Consider the following 15,862-nt stretch of genomic DNA (forward strand, 5'->3'; position numbering starts at 1 on the left):
GAGAAAACATAAAAAAGACTATACTACATCCAATTTTTTGCAATGTTTTAGATGTATGCAACTCTCCGACTTTTCGTTTGATCTTCCTGATGAACTTATTGCTCGCTACCCACTAGATAGCCGTAGCGCATCTCGCCTACTCCATATCGATGCTCAAGGTCAGTATCACGATCATGTTTTCACCGATATTCTTGATTTACTTGAAGAAGGTGATTTGCTGGTACTGAATGATACTAAAGTCATGAAAGCACGCTTAAAAGGCAAACGTGCTACAGGTGGTGCAATCGAAGTCCTAGTTGAGCGCATGTTAGACACCCACACTGCGCATTGCCATATCAAATCAAGCAATTCGCCTAAAGCAGGCGCAGAACTGTATATCGGTGAAGATGCCGTACCTGTCACCGTACAAGGCCGCCATGAAAATCTGTTTGTGGTGAAGTTTTCACAACCGATTTTGTCGGTGCTGGATCAATACGGTCAGCTCCCGATTCCACCTTATTTCAATCGTGAAGCAGAAGAGATTGATACCGAACGCTATCAAACCGTGTTCCACGATCCTGAAAAAATTGCCAGTGTTGCAGCGCCGACAGCAAGCCTACATTTCGACCAAGGCTTATTAGAAAAATTAGCCGCTAAAGGCGTGCAAAAAACTTTTGTGACCTTACACGTAGGTGCAGGCACCTTTATGCCTGTACGTACCACCGATATCACCAATCATATTATGCACAGTGAATGGTGTGATGTGCCGCAAGCCACAATTGATCTCATTTTAGAAACTAAAGCTCGTGGTAATAAAGTCATTGCTGTTGGAACGACTGCGACTCGTGCCTTAGAGAGTGCTGCGCAAGCTAATCAAGGTAAAATTGCAGCTTGGACAGGTGATACGCAAATCTTTATTTATCCAGGTTATCAATTCTGTATCGTAGATCGTTTGATTACGAATTTCCATTTACCAGAATCAACTTTGCTGATGCTGGTTTCTGCATTATCAAATCGAGACCACATTTTAGCGGCTTACCAACATGCTGTTGAACAACGCTATCGTTTCTTTAGCTATGGTGATGCTATGCTAGTGGATCAATTAAACACCTGATTTAAATATAACGATGCCGATCGATACTGTAGAACAAGCCTTACATATAAGACGAAAAAAAAATGCGCAGGTTTTCCGCAATATTGCTCGGCTTTGGGATATAGGGCAAAAATCACACAGTGATCAAGATTTGCTGGATGCTTTACATCCGTGGCGTGATGATCATAGCTTATGCTTTTTTAATGTATTGCCATTTATTTTAGGCATTGTAAGCATCTGCACATTAGTATTTGGCTATTTTTTTCACCCACATATTCAGTATATCTTTAGCCTCCTCGCTGCCTTTTTGACTGGCTTTTTAGCGTATTTACTGTATGAGCCGAAAGAGCCACTCACACAGGTCATTACATATCTCGAACAACGCATGACCGTCTTACGTTATGGTCTGCAATTTCAACAGCTACCCGCTTATTTACCCATTCAAGCACAGCCATTATTGGTGATCAGTAGATTGAAGCAATTTTTCCCATTATTTAATCGTGGCACTGAATCTAACGAAATCACCCAATATGCTTCAACTACATGGCATGATGGTACGACTGAACATCAAGTTTTATTGTTTCAATATCACTATGTCAGTGAACTCCCCATTTTTCAGGAAGAAAATAGCAATCAGAAAATTGCCAAAGAAATTCACAAAGATCTATGGGGCGCTTTTATTTTTCAAATGCCTGCTTCAGGAATAGCGGTCAGCAATAAACGTTCTCGTTTTTTTGAACCATATACAAGTTCATGGCAAAGCAGCGATATTTTAATTAACCAAGAGCTAAATATTTTTGGGGTCGATCAACATCAATTAGCAAAAGAAATTAGTCCAAGTTTGACCTTAAAGCTACATGATTTTTTTCAACATTTTACTGGTGATTTAATTTATCATCATGAAGAGCAAATTTTGTGTTACCTCGGCGAACAAAACCTTTTCCAAACCGCCAGTAAACGTAGTGAAATCCATGATATTCCAGCATTACGTGGACATTTACGTACCATGACCATGCCGCAATATCAAAAGTTTCAACAGCTCATGCTGAATTTAATTAGCTAATCATTTAGCCATAACAATAAGGGGAATGACGATGACCGGTTTACTGATTTTTTTGGGAATTTTTGTGGTGCTGATCGTATGGGGCGTTTCTATTCGCAACAACATCGTACGGTATTTTAATGCCACCAAACGGGCATGGTCAGAAGTTGCCAACTTTGAGCGCCAAAAAGTAAAGACTTTAGAAGCATTGGAAGCAACATTAGATCGATATACTCAGTTTGAAAAATCAACTTTGGAAAAAGTGACTGAATTACGCCAACAAATTCTGAATCTGAATGTCAATGATACCGATATTTCTCAATTACAACAGATTGAGAAAATGAGTAAGGAACTGATTCGTAGCCTCAATGTAGTGGTGGAAAACTATCCCGAGCTGAAAGCTGATGCACTTTATAGCAAGATGATGGATGATATTCAGGAACAAAACGAGAATGTGGGTGCGGCAATCACGATATTCAACCGTAACGTAGAGTTGTTTAATAACCAGATCGAGGTGTTCCCCAACAACCTGATCAATACCCTCACCTTATCCAAGAAAGCCATTCGCCCGTTTAAGGATAATCTTGCAACTGAAAATTTTGACTATAAACCGAATTTTTAAAATTTATTTTTACTTGAATACAAGTCAATCTAAGCTTTATCTTGATTGGCTTTTTTATTTTTTAACTTACGCTACATTTAGTAGTAGAACTACACGCCATAATCAAGGAAAATAGCCGCTTTTGATCAGCGAACTGTTTTTTCGCCTTGCGCTGCGCTCAAAGCAGTGCTTCGATCTTGCTCAGGATGTGTGATGAAATTTGAAAAATTAGGTCAGTCGGGACGTGCCCGTCGTGGTCGACTTACGTTAGAGCATGGTGTGGTTGAAACACCTGTATTTATGCCCGTGGGTACTTACGGTACAGTGAAAGGCATGTTACCTCGTGACATTGAAGAAATTCAGGCACAGATTATTTTAGGTAACACCTTCCATTTATATTTACGTCCAGGCTTGGAAGTGATTAAAGAGCATGGCGGTTTACACGAGTTTATCCAATGGGATAAACCAATTTTGACCGACTCAGGTGGTTTCCAAGTATTTAGCTTAGGCGCAATGCGCAAAATCAAAGAAGAAGGTGTAACTTTCCGCTCTCCTATTGACGGTTCAAAGGTGTTTTTGTCTCCAGAAATTTCAATGGAGATCCAACATGTACTCAATTCAGATATCGTGATGATCTTTGATGAATGTACTCCTTACCCTGCAACACATGAAGAAGCGCAAAAATCTCTGCAACTGTCTTTGCGTTGGGCTAAACGCTGTAAAACCCACCATCATGATGAGCTTAAGAATAAAAATGCCTTATTCGGTATTATTCAAGGTGGTATGTATGAAGACCTTCGTGATGAATCACTTAAAGGTTTATTAGAAGTTGGCTTTGATGGTTATGCAATTGGTGGCTTATCAGTTGGTGAACCCAAAGAAGAAATGATCAAGGTGCTTGATTATTTACCAAACAAAATGCCACAGGACAAACCACGTTATTTGATGGGTGTTGGTAAACCAGAAGACATCGTTGAAGCAGTTCGCCGTGGTGTCGATATGTTCGACTGTGTCATGCCAACCCGTAATGCACGTAATGGTCATTATTTTGTCACTGATGGTTTGGTCAGAATCCGTAATAGTAAATATCGTCATGATAAAGGACCTTTAGATCCACATTGTGATTGTTACACTTGTAAAAACTTCACCCGTGCCTATTTATATCATTTAGAGAAATGCGGAGAAATGTTGGCATCTATGCTCGGTACCATTCATAACTTGCGTTATTACCAAAGACTGACTCAAGGAATGCGTGATGCATTGGATAACGGCACATTTGACGAATATGTTCAGGACTTTTATGCACGTCGTGGTCTAGAAGTTCCCGCATGTCCTGAAGACTAATGTGAATGAATTGCATCAAGATTTGCGCCTGACCGCAAGACAAGGTACATTGCAAAACGAATTGGAATTTTATTATTAATTTTTGACTTTTTAATTTTAGGAAATCGAAATGAGCTTTTTAATTTCTACTGCTCACGCTGCTCCAGCGGCTGCACAAGGCCCTAGCCTGATGGCAAACTTATTGATGATTGCGGTATTTATTGCAATCTTCTATTTCCTGATCTGGAGACCTCAAGCAAAACGTGCTAAAGAGCATCGTTCTTTAATCGAAAGCTTAGGTGTGGGCAGTGAAATCGTATTTGCAGGCGGTTTGATGGGAAAAATCACCAAACTTGATGGTGACTTTGCAGTCGTTGAACTCAGCCGTGGTGTCGATGTAAAAATTCAACGTGCGAGTGTCATTTCAGTATTACCTGAAGGCACACTAAATAACCTTTAATCATAAGATAGTCGTGCCTCAGCACGACTTTTTCATTTAAGAAGAAAGCGAATGCGTTACCCTGCATGGAAATATTTACTGATCCTTGTGGTACTTGTGATCAGTACGTTATATGCACTTCCTAGTTTGTATCCAGATGAACCTGCTGTCCAAATTTCAGGCGCTAAAGCAGGCACAAAAATAGATCAAACTATTGTGCAAAAAGCGGAGCAGATTTTAAAAACTGCCAACATTAGCAGTCACGACAATAGCTTCACCAATAATGCGGCATTATTACGTTTAGACTCTTCAGAAGCACAGTTAAAAGCCAAAGAAGTGTTGCGCCGTGACTTAGGTGATGACTATGTGGTTGCACTCAACCTTGCACCAACAACACCAGAATGGTTGCGAAAGATTGGGGCTAAACCGATGAAACTCGGTTTGGACTTACGTGGCGGTGTACATTTCTTGCTTGAAGTCGACATGGATAAAGCGATTGGTCAGCGTATGGAAACATCTGCGACTGATTTGCGTCGTCAATTTCGTGACAACAAAATTAAATTTAATAACCTTGCTTTAAGTAATAACACCATTACCATCCAATTTGCTGACAATACAGATCGTGATGCCGCAGCAGATTTTTTACGTCGTAACAGTAATGAGTTTACTCAACAAGCCATTGCAACGACATCTGGCGCGACTCTAAAACTGAATTATACAGATACTCGTCGTCAAGAAATTCAGTCTTATGCAGTCAACCAAAACTTAACTACATTACGTAATCGTATTAACGAACTTGGTGTAGCAGAAGCATTGGTACAAACACAAGGTAGTAACCGTATCGTGGTTGAGCTACCGGGTGTTCAAGATACTGCTGAAGCAAAACGTGTATTAGGTCGTACCGCGAACTTAGAATTCCGTTTAGTTGCTGACAGTAATGATCAATATATTGATCAATACACTGGCAAATATAATGGTCAACCACTTCCACCGGGTACGGAGGTTTTTGCTTATCAATCTCTGGACAGCGGTCGTCAACTTCTTTTACAACGTAATCGTATTTTGACTGGTGAGCGTGTTCAAAATGCAAGCTCTGGTTTTAGTCAAGATTCTGGCGGCGCTGAAGTAAATATCACCCTAGATACCGCTGGTGGTAAGCTCATGGCAGATGCAACACGTAATGCCGTGGGTAAACGTATGGCAGTATTGTTTATTGAAAATAAACAAAAGATCTCTTATGTTGCTGATCCTAAGACGGGTGCTCAAACTGAAGTACGCACACCATATACAGAATCTGTGGTCATCAATGCGGCAACCATTCAAGCGGTATTGGGCTCACAATTCCGTATCACTGGCTTAGATTCACCTCAAGAGGCAGCAGAACTTGCCTTGATGCTTCGAGCAGGTGCTTTAGCTGCACCAATGTACTTTGTAGAAGAGCGTGTTGTTGGTCCAAGTCTTGGTCAAGAGAATATTGATAAGGGTGTGTTATCGACTCAAATCGGTTTCTTATTGGTTGCAATTTGGATGGTTGTTTTCTTCCGTCTGTTTGGCTTAATTGCAAACTTTGCCTTGGTATTCAACCTTGCCATGATTTTAACTTTTATGTCATGGATTGGTGCTTCCCTCACCTTACCAGGTATCGCGGGGATCGTCATTGGTATTGGTATGGCGGTTGATGCCAACGTACTGATCTGCGAACGTATCCGAGAAGAAATGCTTTGGGGCGCCTCCCCTAAACAAGCGATTATCGCGGGTTATGATCGGGCCTACAACACCATTTTTGACTCGAACTTAACCACTTTCATCGTGGCATTTATCTTGTTCGCAATTGGTACAGGTCCAATCAAAGGATTTGCGGTCACCTTGATGATCGGTATCGTATGTTCAATGTTTACTGCGATTACTGTGACCCGTGCTGTCGTCCAGCTCATTTATGGCAAACGCCGTAATTTGACTAAGTTGAGTATTTAAGGAGATTCACATGACTGATCTGACTCAACAAGACTCAAAACAATACGGTCGCCCAGATGATCTAAAAATCATTCCTTTCATGAAGATTGCTAAACCTGCTGCAATCTTCTCGATCTTGATTACCCTTGCGAGCGTTTTCTTTATCGTCACAAAAGGGCTGAATCTCGGTTTGGACTTCACTGGAGGTATCTCTGCTGAACTCAACTACAAAGACGCTGTTCAACCCGCTCAAGTCGCTCAAGCACTCGATAAAGCAGGCTTTAAAGACGCTGTTGTACAAACATTAGGAAGTAATAAAGACCTGATTGTACGTATGCCAGTGCAAGAAGATCTTAAAGTTGAAGATCTAAACGATACCATCACTAAAGCAGTTCAATTGCCAAATAACCAAGCAGAAGTTCATAAAGTTGACTCTGTTGGCGGTCAAGTAGGTAATGAGCTTTATATCCGCTCTGCAGGTGCACTTGCACTTGCTTTGATCTTAATGCTGATCTACGTCACCATTCGTTTCGAGTTTAAACTTGCAATGGGTGCCGTAATCTCATTATTTCACGATATCGTAATTATCATCGGAACGTTTGCATTGTTCCAATGGCAATTTGATTTAACCGTGCTTGCAGCAATACTTGCGGTAATGGGTTTCTCACTCAACGATAACATCGTTGTATCGGATCGTATCCGTGAGAACTTCCGTAAAATTCGTGGAGCAACACCACGTGAAATTGTAGATATCGCATTAACAGAGACCTTGCGCCGTACGATCCATACCTCAATGACGCTATTACTCGTGGTTCTTGCCATGATGTTCTGGGGAGGTGATGGTTTACATTGGTTCTCAATTGCAATGTGTGTGGGTATCTTTATTGGTACGTACTCATCTATTTATATTGGTACCGCATTTGCTTTATGGCGTGGTTTAAATCGTCAAGATTTTATTGTCCAAGTTAAACCTGAATTTGATGAAGAAGAAATTCCTTAAATCTGAATCATCGTAAAATTCAAATCAAAAAAGCCAGCATAATGCTGGCTTTTTTGATTAAGATTAGAGCACGGGGTTGTACGTTCTTCATTTATCAATGTTGAATAATTTGAATCTGCGGAAATTGAAAACCGCGACAAGACTGCTCTGCACCCCATGCGATAGTCAGCACGATCTTCTGATTTAAAACAAAATTTTGATAAGCAAATGTTCCAATCAAAGGATGAGTACACATTCCACCATCATGTGATGGATGAACTTGTGTATTTAGACTATTTAAATCCAGTCTAATTCCAAAACCTGATGCTTTTAGAATTGCTTCCTTAGTCGTCCATACTCTGAGCCAATACTCTGGGTCTTGATCTTGTTGCAACCATGCTTGGTATTCTTCAGGATGAAAGGCATGTTGAGCCAAAGCATCAAAACGAACTTTCCGATCCAACTCTTCCACATCAACACCAATCTCTTTCACACGCTCGCTCATCGCCAAAGCATAGTATTTTTGACTATGTGAATGATTAAATTCCAAGGTATGAGAGCTTAAAAATGGCTTACCGTATTCATGTTTTGAAAATTGTAGATCAGTCGTTAAACACTTTAATTTATTTGCCAGAAGGTGATCCCGATAGGCTTTAATCTGTTGTTTTTGATAATCATTAAACGATCTAAAATCTGAGAAATCCGCTTTATCTCGCTCAAGAAGTGAAGCCAAAGCTTGAATATGTATTTCAATTTTACGTATCACCATCAGCTTCACTCAACAAAACATCGTTCAATATAAACCTGATTGTATAAAAACTTAGAAGATTATAATCAAGCTTATTTCGTTTAATCGCCTAACTTAAGACTTCATTCGCAAGTGCATGAGCAACTTATCTCATGAGTCACATTAAAAGCATAAAAAAACCCAAAACAATGTTTGGGTTTTAACGGCAAAATCAGCTTAACGCTTAAATTTTTTCTCAGCCTTTTTAAATTTCTGTATATAACGACGTTTACGTGCTGCAACACGCTCATCAACTTGAGATTTACGACCTTCAAATGGGTTTTCTGAGGTTTTAAAATCAATACGTACTGGTGTACCTTCCAGCTTGTACACTTTACGGAACACGTTTTCCAAATAACGACGGTAATCAGCAGGTGTTTTATCTACTTTGTTACCATGAATCACGATTGTAGGTGGATTTTGTCCGCCCATATGCGCATAACGCATTTTAATACGCTTACCACTAATCATTGGTGGTTGATGCGCGTCAGTCGCGTCATTCAAAATCTGCGTTAATTTTGCTGGTGACACTTTCAAATGTGATGAATCATAAGCACGATGAATGGTTGGGTATAAATCACCCACACCAGTTCCATGTAATGCCGAGATTAAATGTACTTTCGCCCAAGGAATAAAGTCAAAACGGCGATCAACATCAAGCTTACATTGCTTACGATCATATTCAGTCATGTTGTCCCATTTATTAATGGCGATCACCATGGCACGACCAGCTTCTAATGCATAACCAATTAAATGTAGATCTTGCTCAACGACCCCTTCACGCGCATCAAGCACAACGACAATCACGTGAGCATCTTTGATCGCTTGTAATGTTTTCACGATTGAGAACTTCTCAATCATTTCATCAACTTTACCTTTACGACGCACGCCCGCAGTATCAATCAACGTATATTGACGACCATCACGCTCATAAGGAATATAAATTGAGTCACGTGTAGTACCGGGCTGGTCAAATGCAACTACACGCTCTTCGCCAAGCAAGCGGTTGACTAAAGTTGACTTACCTACGTTTGGACGACCAATAATCGCCAAACGCAAACCTGTATTTTTGTTATGTTCTTCAGGATTTTCATCTTCTGGTACTTCAGCTAATACTTCCTCAAGCATTTGCTGCACACCACGACCATGGCTGGCCGCAACTTGAATAGGTTCTCCCATACCAAGTTTATAGAATTCAACTAGCGCGGCTTCTGCATGAACACCATCAACCTTATTGGCAACTAAATAAACTTTCTTACCTAGTGTACGCAATTCACGGGCAATCTGTTCATCTGATGCCAACAAACCTGCACGTGCATCCACAACAAAAACAATGATATCTGCTTCATGGATGGCAGTTTTTGACTGCTCCGCCATGTATGAGTCAATACCGCCTTCATTCTCACCAATACCGCCAGTATCAACGACGATGAATGATTTATTTTGATACACCGCATCGCCATATTTGCGGTCACGAGTTAAACCAGCGAAGTCAGCAACCAAAGCATCACGACTTTTAGTGATTTGGTTAAATAGCGTTGATTTTCCGACGTTTGGACGACCAATAAGCGCAATAACGGGTTTCATAAATTAACCTTAATTCAGACGAGCCATCATTGATGACATCGTATCAGAAACAGTATGGAAGATTTTGGTGATCAAATAATCACAATAAAAATTCGGGGTTTTGTTCAAACAAATACCCCGATCATTCTTTTATTAGCAATTGCTAATTAAATATTTTACCACAAGCTAAGGCAAAATTAACGATTCTGCCAAATGCTTAATGCACCTTTTCGAGTTGCAACGTAAAGCTGATTATCAATCACACGCAATGAACGGACTTCACCACTAGTTTTCGCACGACCAATCAACTTCCCTGTGTTTGGATCAATCAAATGAATAACTCCATCTAAATCGCCAACCACAAGGTTCTGTCCAAGCATCACAGGATTACTTAATTGACGGTTAAGTAATTCCTCATTCTGCCAAAGAAGTTCGCCTGTCGCTAAATTATAAGCTTTCAATTTTCCATCTGCAGTCGAGACAAAAACTTTATCACCTGAAACTTCAGCACTATTCGTACTACTTGCATCTTCACTCCACACCACACGCTGTGTCGTAAGATCAGTAGTTGTAACTTGCCCTTGGAAACTGGTTGTTACCAGATATTGACCTGCAACAACTGGGTCACCGACAACATCAATCAAACGTTGAATATCCGAACGACCATCACTTACTGCAACTCGACGTTGGAAACGCGGCACGCCACTGATTACATCCAATGCATAAACATAAGCATTCGCGGATGCAACAACGACTGTACGTTCATCTAAACGAACGGGTGCAGGTTGACCACGTAAACTAAACTGAACGTTTGGTAATTTATATGCCCACACTTGCTGTCCAGTAACAGTATCATGCGCAAATACAGTCCCGTCATTTGCAATCGTAATAACTCGTCCCGATTGAATGAGTGAAGGAGACAAAATCGCACCAGATAATTTGGCAGACCATTTTTGGCTACCAGTAGCCTGATCTAAGGCAAATAACTCACCTTTACGATTACCAATAATGACAATACCCTCACCCGCTTCTACACCAGCAGTAAGTTCTTGCTTAGTAACCTTACTTTTCCAAAGACGCTGCTTAGCTTTATAAGCAGAAACCTGACCATCTGGATCAATCGCAAAAATTACACCGTTATCTGTATCTAACTGCAAGCGTAAAGCTTCTGCTGCATTTGTCGACGAAACACTTTGAGAAAAGACCAGATTTAAGCCTTGCTGTTGCGTAATTTTTGGCAACGGATTCGGTTTCACTTCTTTTACTTTATTGGTTGAACATCCAATTAATAAAGCTGAAGCAATTGCAATTGCCAAAGGTAATTTTAGTTTGTTCTGCATTAAGACTCATCCACTTTGGTATCTAAGATCGGGCGCTCAATTTCAGGATCATCTACTAAAATACCAACGCTTTCGAGTTTAATTTGTAAAAGCTGACGCTCTTGTTTACGTTCAATGAGGCTATCCCAAGCACTTTGATATGCTTTTTGCGCCGATGCAGTATCTTTCTTTGCAACAAAAATATCACCACGTAACTCTTCTGCAGTTGCTTTAAACGCTGGTTCAGTCACGTTTGATAAGGTTTTCAGCGCCTCATCATATTTCTTTTGTGCTAATTGTGAATCCGCTAAACGTATTTTTACAATTTGCACCAAACCCGCATCTTTAACTTTTGAGTTTTCAACTTTCTTTAATGCTTTTTCAGCTGCAGCATAGTCTTGTTTATCATAAGCAAGCTTCGCCAAGATAAATTGGGTTTGAATCGCCTGAACCGAGTCAGCATCATCTTTCACAATTTTATCTGCTGCTTCAGATACTGTAGCGAAAGCATTTGGTTGACCTGATGCAGCCTTAGCTTCGTCCATCAATTTTTGTACTTTCGCCGTTTGACTCTGTGCCTCAGCTAAATTTTTCTTTTGCCAATATTCCCATCCGAAAAAGGCAATCAAGGCAATCAGAATCCCGCTAATCATGGCAGAACCATATTTTTTGCCAAAAGACTTTAATTGGTCGAGTTGTTCTTCATCACTTAAACTCATGTGATTGTCCTTTCCCTAAATATTGTGCAATTTATTGTTTAAATTTTTCGATAAAAAAAGATGTCAGCTCAGTTAAAGCGACCTGCGCCTGCTCACCCGTTGCTAGCTCTTTGACCAAAAGCTGTTGTGATTCCCACTCGCGCTCACCCAAAATCACTGCATAGATTGCACCCGATTGATCAGCCTTTTTCATTTGGCTTTTCATACTGCCTTGTGAACCTGTTTTCAGACGAATTGAGCTGTTTGCTGCTTCTAACTGGTCACGGATTTGCTCTGCTAATACTAAAGCTTTAGCTTGAAATGCAGGCTCAGCCAATAAGAAAACTTCACAATCACGTACTTCTTGGGCTTGTTCAACCTGCTCAAGCAACAACAGTAAACGTTCCATACCCATTGCAAAACCAACTGCAGGTACAGATTGATCTGCTTTACCTTTCAGTTGTCCTACCAAGCCATCGTAACGACCGCCTGCACAAACCGTTCCTTGTGAACCCAACATCGTTGTCGTCCATTCAAATACAGTTTTGTTGTAGTAGTCCAAGCCACGTACTAACTTCTGGTTAATTACAAACTCAACGCCTGCATCAGTGAGGTACTGTTGTAATTGTTGGAAATGATTGATCGAATCTTCTTTTAAGAAATCATGCAACTTTGGTGCATTTTCTAAAATCTTTTGTGTTGATTCAATTTTAGAGTCTAAAATACGTAATGGATTGGTACTTAAACGGCGTTGTGAATCCTCATCTAATGCATCTTTGTGCTGATTTAAAAACTCAACCAAAGCAGCACGATATTCCGCACGCTCATCCGTCTCACCTAAAGTATTGAGTTCTAGACGAACATTTGCTGCTACACCCATACGTTTCCATAGGCGAGCCGTCATTAAAATGATTTCTGCATCAATATCTGGCGTTGCCACACCAAAAGTTTCAACACCAAATTGATGGAACTGGCGATAGCGACCTTTTTGTGGTTTTTCATAGCGGAACATTGGACCCACATACCAAACACGCGGTGTTGCACCACGCAATAAGTTATGTTCCAACATCGCACGCACACACCCAGCCGTACCTTCTGGACGCAAAGTCAGCGATTCAGGTGGAGTACCTTTATCAAAAAAGGTATACATTTCCTTTTCAACGATATCGGTTGCATCACCAATCGCACGCTTAAACAAACCCGTTTGTTCAACGATCGGTAAACGGATTTGTTGATAGCCATAGGCATCCATTAAAGATGCTAATTGTTGTTCCAGACTTCTCCAAGCAGCAGTTTGTGTTGGAAGGGTGTCATTAAAACCTTTGATCGCGACAATTGAACTCATGATGAACTACGAATAATTTCTTTAGATTTAGCTTCTTCAAGCTCTTGAACACGTTGACGAACCATTGTTTCAATTTCATCAACCAACTGATTTGTGTCAATTAAATGACTTTTTTCACCATTACGATAGACCAGTGAACGCGGTGATGCGCCAACGATACCGATATCCGCCTCTTTAGCTTCACCAGGACCATTCACTTTACATCCAATCACGGATAAATCCATCGGTGTACGGATATCTTCTAGGCGCTCTTCCAAAGCCTGCATCACTTGAATCACATTAAATTCCTGACGTGAGCAGCTTGGGCAAGCAATAAAGTTAATACCATTTGAGCGTAAGCCCAACGATTTTAAAATATCAAAACCGATTTTAATTTCATCCTCAGGTTCAGCCGCGAGCGAAATACGCATAGTATCGCCAATGCCTTCCATCAACAGTCCGCCCAAGGCAATTGCTGATTTGACTGTACCCGTACGGTAAATCCCTGCTTCAGTCACACCAAGATGCAGTGGATTATCTATCTGTTGAGACAGCAAACGATAAGCATCCATCGTTAAAAATACATTCGATGCCTTAACGCTGACCTTGAACTCATGGAAATCTAAACGGTCGAGAATATCGATATGGCGCATCGCTGACTCAAGTAAGGCCTGCCCTGTCGGCTCACCATATTTCACTTGTAAGTCTTTTTCCAGAGAACCTGCATTCACACCGATACGAATCGAAATACCATGATGTTTTGCTGCAGCAACGACTTCACGTACTTTCTGATCCGAACCAATATTACCAGGATTAATGCGCAAACAATCTGCGCCATAGTCCGCAACTGCTAAAGCAATACGATGATCAAAGTGAATATCAGCAACCAATGGTACAGAGACTCGTTTTCGAATTGCCCCAAAAGCTTCTGCTGCTTCCATTGACGGTACGGAAACACGCATAATATCTGCACCTGCATCTGCACAGCGCTGGATTTGCGCTACAGTTGCATCCACATCACAGGTTTCAGTATTGGTCATACTTTGAACACTAATCGGGGCATCACCACCGACATACACTGAACCAACACGAATTTTACGTGTTGGACGGCGTTTAATTGGATTCACAATCATCGTATAGCTCTACTCTTTGGCATTAACGAGACAAACGGAATTCTGCTTTTCCATTAACCGTATATGGAGACAAAGATATTTGCTCCTGATTCAAGGTCAAGGATACAGCTGTTGCATCATCTAAACGAATTTGGAATGGTGATTCACCACTCAAAGTTAATGTAGATGCTTGACGACCTGTTGCTAATACTTTACCTGTTGCATCAACGATATGCACAGATGTTGGTCGACTAAAGTTCAAAACTAATTGGTCGCCAGAAGTTACGTTCGTTGTGGTTCCCATCGGTATAATTTCGACATCAGAACTTTTTGCTTTCGGCGCTTCAACTTCTGCATCATCTTTGTGGCTTGATGTCCAATTTTGTACAGCCATCACTGCCAACCAAGCTAAGACTAAAACAGCAGCTAAAATAGCAATACGCTTCAACCATTTACGGTTACGTAAACTTTTCGATCCAGCAAGCTTGCCCATAGTCTTGATTGGGGAGTTACTCAGGGCATGATTGGCCTTGAGACCTGTGTCATTGGCATAGATTTCATCAAAACGCTGGATGATGGCACTGGCATCTGCATTGAGCAGTTTTGCATAGGCACGGTAATAGCCTTTGATGAATGTGGCTTCAGGCAAGGATTTATAGTCATCTTGCTCTAATGCCGTTAATGTTTTAACGGGCATATTCAATGCGCTTGCAATTTCTTCAAGTTCTTTCTTTTGTGCAATACGAATTTGACGCAAATACTCACCAGGTCGTTGAATATTTCCTAACGTTGACGATGGCGAGGTTGAGCCAGTTGGCTGATGTGAATTTGGATTTATTTCCATACGGCCTCAGTACTGTACTGTAATTGCAAATAACGTTGATATTCTGGACTCTCAGGAAATAATGCTCGTAATTGATTCACTAACACTTGCATTCCTAATTGATCCGCACTCGCTCGAGCAATGCGTAAACCAATCCAAAGTGCACGTGCACCTTGGTTTTTTTGCCCCACATTACGAACATACTGTTCGTATAGTTGCGATGCATCTCTATTATTTTGTTGCAAATAGAAAATTTCTGCCAACTCTAACATTGAAATAGTTGCATTACGATTTGCTTGTAGCGCTTGTTTGAATGCTTTTTCAGCATTCGCAACATCGCCTAACTTTAAATAGATTCGCCCCAAGTTTTCCAACGATTGAAATCGCTGTTCATAACCTAAGGTTGCACCTGCACGGGTAAATTGCTCAATCGCTTCATTATAACGTTGCATTTGATACAAATATGTACCGTAATTATTACGAGCTTGTGCATTATCTGGTTCTGAAGAAATCGCACGCTTAAAATAAGCATCTGCTTTTTCCATATTAGGTTTACTGCCTTCCTGTTGCAGTAGAATCCCCATCATCATATTGGCGTTTGCATCACGCGAATCAATATTTAAAGCTTGATCAAGAGAACGTTTAGCGGAATCCAAATCACCTGTACGAATATATTCAGCAGCCAGTTGGGAACGAACTTGAACAGCTTTTTCTGGGTCTTTCTTCAACCCTGTCGAAGATTGACAAGCGGTTAAACCCATTACAGTAAAGACAACAGCAGTCGTTATAATCGTTTTTAGTCGAGTTGTATTCAACGCTATATC

Annotated in this window: 15 protein-coding genes; 7 read left to right on the plus strand and 8 right to left on the minus strand. The window is 40.7% G+C overall.

Features of this window, described 5'->3' with window-relative positions; genetic code table 11:
- Positions 1-55: 55 nt before the first annotated feature.
- From queA to secF, 7 genes are all read left to right on the plus strand, one after another.
- A complete protein-coding gene (queA, locus tag CDG56_RS04780) occupies positions 56-1,093 on the plus strand; it encodes a tRNA preQ1(34) S-adenosylmethionine ribosyltransferase-isomerase QueA (protein ID WP_050041401.1) in 1,038 nt (345 codons plus the stop codon).
- 13 nt (positions 1,094-1,106) lie between these two features.
- On the plus strand, positions 1,107-2,135 hold the full coding sequence (locus CDG56_RS04785; protein ID WP_087547100.1) for a hypothetical protein: 1,029 nt from the start codon (positions 1,107-1,109) through the stop codon (positions 2,133-2,135).
- Between the two features lie 31 nt (positions 2,136-2,166).
- Positions 2,167-2,736, plus strand: a complete 570-nt coding sequence (locus CDG56_RS04790; RefSeq protein WP_087535648.1) for a LemA family protein — start codon at positions 2,167-2,169, stop codon at positions 2,734-2,736.
- Between the two features lie 192 nt (positions 2,737-2,928).
- Positions 2,929-4,059 carry a tRNA guanosine(34) transglycosylase Tgt gene (gene tgt, locus CDG56_RS04795; protein WP_005162280.1) on the plus strand — a complete coding sequence of 377 codons (1,131 nt, stop codon included), beginning with the start codon at positions 2,929-2,931 and terminating at the stop codon, positions 4,057-4,059.
- A gap of 109 nt (positions 4,060-4,168) precedes the next feature.
- Entirely contained in the window at positions 4,169-4,498 is a 330-nt protein-coding gene (gene yajC, locus CDG56_RS04800; RefSeq protein WP_087547101.1) for a preprotein translocase subunit YajC, read from the plus strand.
- A 51-nt stretch (positions 4,499-4,549) separates the two neighbouring features.
- Positions 4,550-6,451: a protein translocase subunit SecD gene (secD, locus tag CDG56_RS04805; protein ID WP_087547102.1), complete on the plus strand. Its 1,902-nt coding sequence runs from the start codon at positions 4,550-4,552 to the stop codon at positions 6,449-6,451.
- A 10-nt stretch (positions 6,452-6,461) separates the two neighbouring features.
- Entirely contained in the window at positions 6,462-7,430 is a 969-nt protein-coding gene (gene secF / locus CDG56_RS04810; RefSeq protein WP_087547103.1) for a protein translocase subunit SecF, read from the plus strand.
- A gap of 94 nt (positions 7,431-7,524) precedes the next feature.
- On the opposite strand, the gene CDG56_RS04815 is transcribed toward secF, so the two are convergent.
- The 8 genes from CDG56_RS04815 to pilW form a co-directional block, all read right to left on the minus strand.
- On the minus strand, positions 7,525-8,178 hold the full coding sequence (locus CDG56_RS04815; protein WP_087547104.1) for a 4'-phosphopantetheinyl transferase family protein: 654 nt from the start codon (positions 8,176-8,178) through the stop codon (positions 7,525-7,527).
- Positions 8,179-8,373: 195 nt separating this feature from the next.
- Positions 8,374-9,783, minus strand: coding sequence for a ribosome biogenesis GTPase Der (gene der, locus CDG56_RS04820; protein WP_005162290.1), 1,410 nt, complete (start codon positions 9,781-9,783; stop codon positions 8,374-8,376).
- Positions 9,784-9,959: 176 nt separating this feature from the next.
- Positions 9,960-11,102, minus strand: coding sequence for an outer membrane protein assembly factor BamB (bamB, locus tag CDG56_RS04825; protein ID WP_087547105.1), 1,143 nt, complete (start codon positions 11,100-11,102; stop codon positions 9,960-9,962).
- On the minus strand, positions 11,102-11,800 hold the full coding sequence (locus CDG56_RS04830; protein ID WP_087547106.1) for a YfgM family protein: 699 nt from the start codon (positions 11,798-11,800) through the stop codon (positions 11,102-11,104). The genes bamB and CDG56_RS04830 overlap by 1 nt, the downstream gene beginning before the upstream one ends.
- Before the next feature lie 31 nt (positions 11,801-11,831).
- Complete coding sequence (hisS, locus tag CDG56_RS04835) at positions 11,832-13,124, minus strand: histidine--tRNA ligase (protein ID WP_004664886.1); 1,293 nt, start codon at positions 13,122-13,124, stop codon at positions 11,832-11,834.
- A complete protein-coding gene (ispG, locus tag CDG56_RS04840) occupies positions 13,121-14,236 on the minus strand; it encodes a flavodoxin-dependent (E)-4-hydroxy-3-methylbut-2-enyl-diphosphate synthase (protein WP_004664888.1) in 1,116 nt (371 codons plus the stop codon). Before ispG ends, hisS begins: the two co-directional genes overlap by 4 nt.
- A 22-nt stretch (positions 14,237-14,258) precedes the next feature.
- The gene (locus CDG56_RS04845) at positions 14,259-15,059 is read right to left on the minus strand and encodes a helix-turn-helix domain-containing protein (protein ID WP_087547107.1); all 801 of its coding nucleotides are present in this window, start codon (positions 15,057-15,059) and stop codon (positions 14,259-14,261) included.
- Entirely contained in the window at positions 15,050-15,853 is an 804-nt protein-coding gene (gene pilW / locus CDG56_RS04850) for a type IV pilus biogenesis/stability protein PilW (protein WP_087547108.1), read from the minus strand. The genes CDG56_RS04845 and pilW overlap by 10 nt, the downstream gene beginning before the upstream one ends.
- Positions 15,854-15,862 lie beyond the last annotated feature (9 nt).

Origin of the sequence: Acinetobacter sp. WCHA39 (assembly GCF_002165385.1) — a bacterium.
Taxonomy (GTDB): Bacteria; Pseudomonadota; Gammaproteobacteria; order Pseudomonadales; family Moraxellaceae; genus Acinetobacter.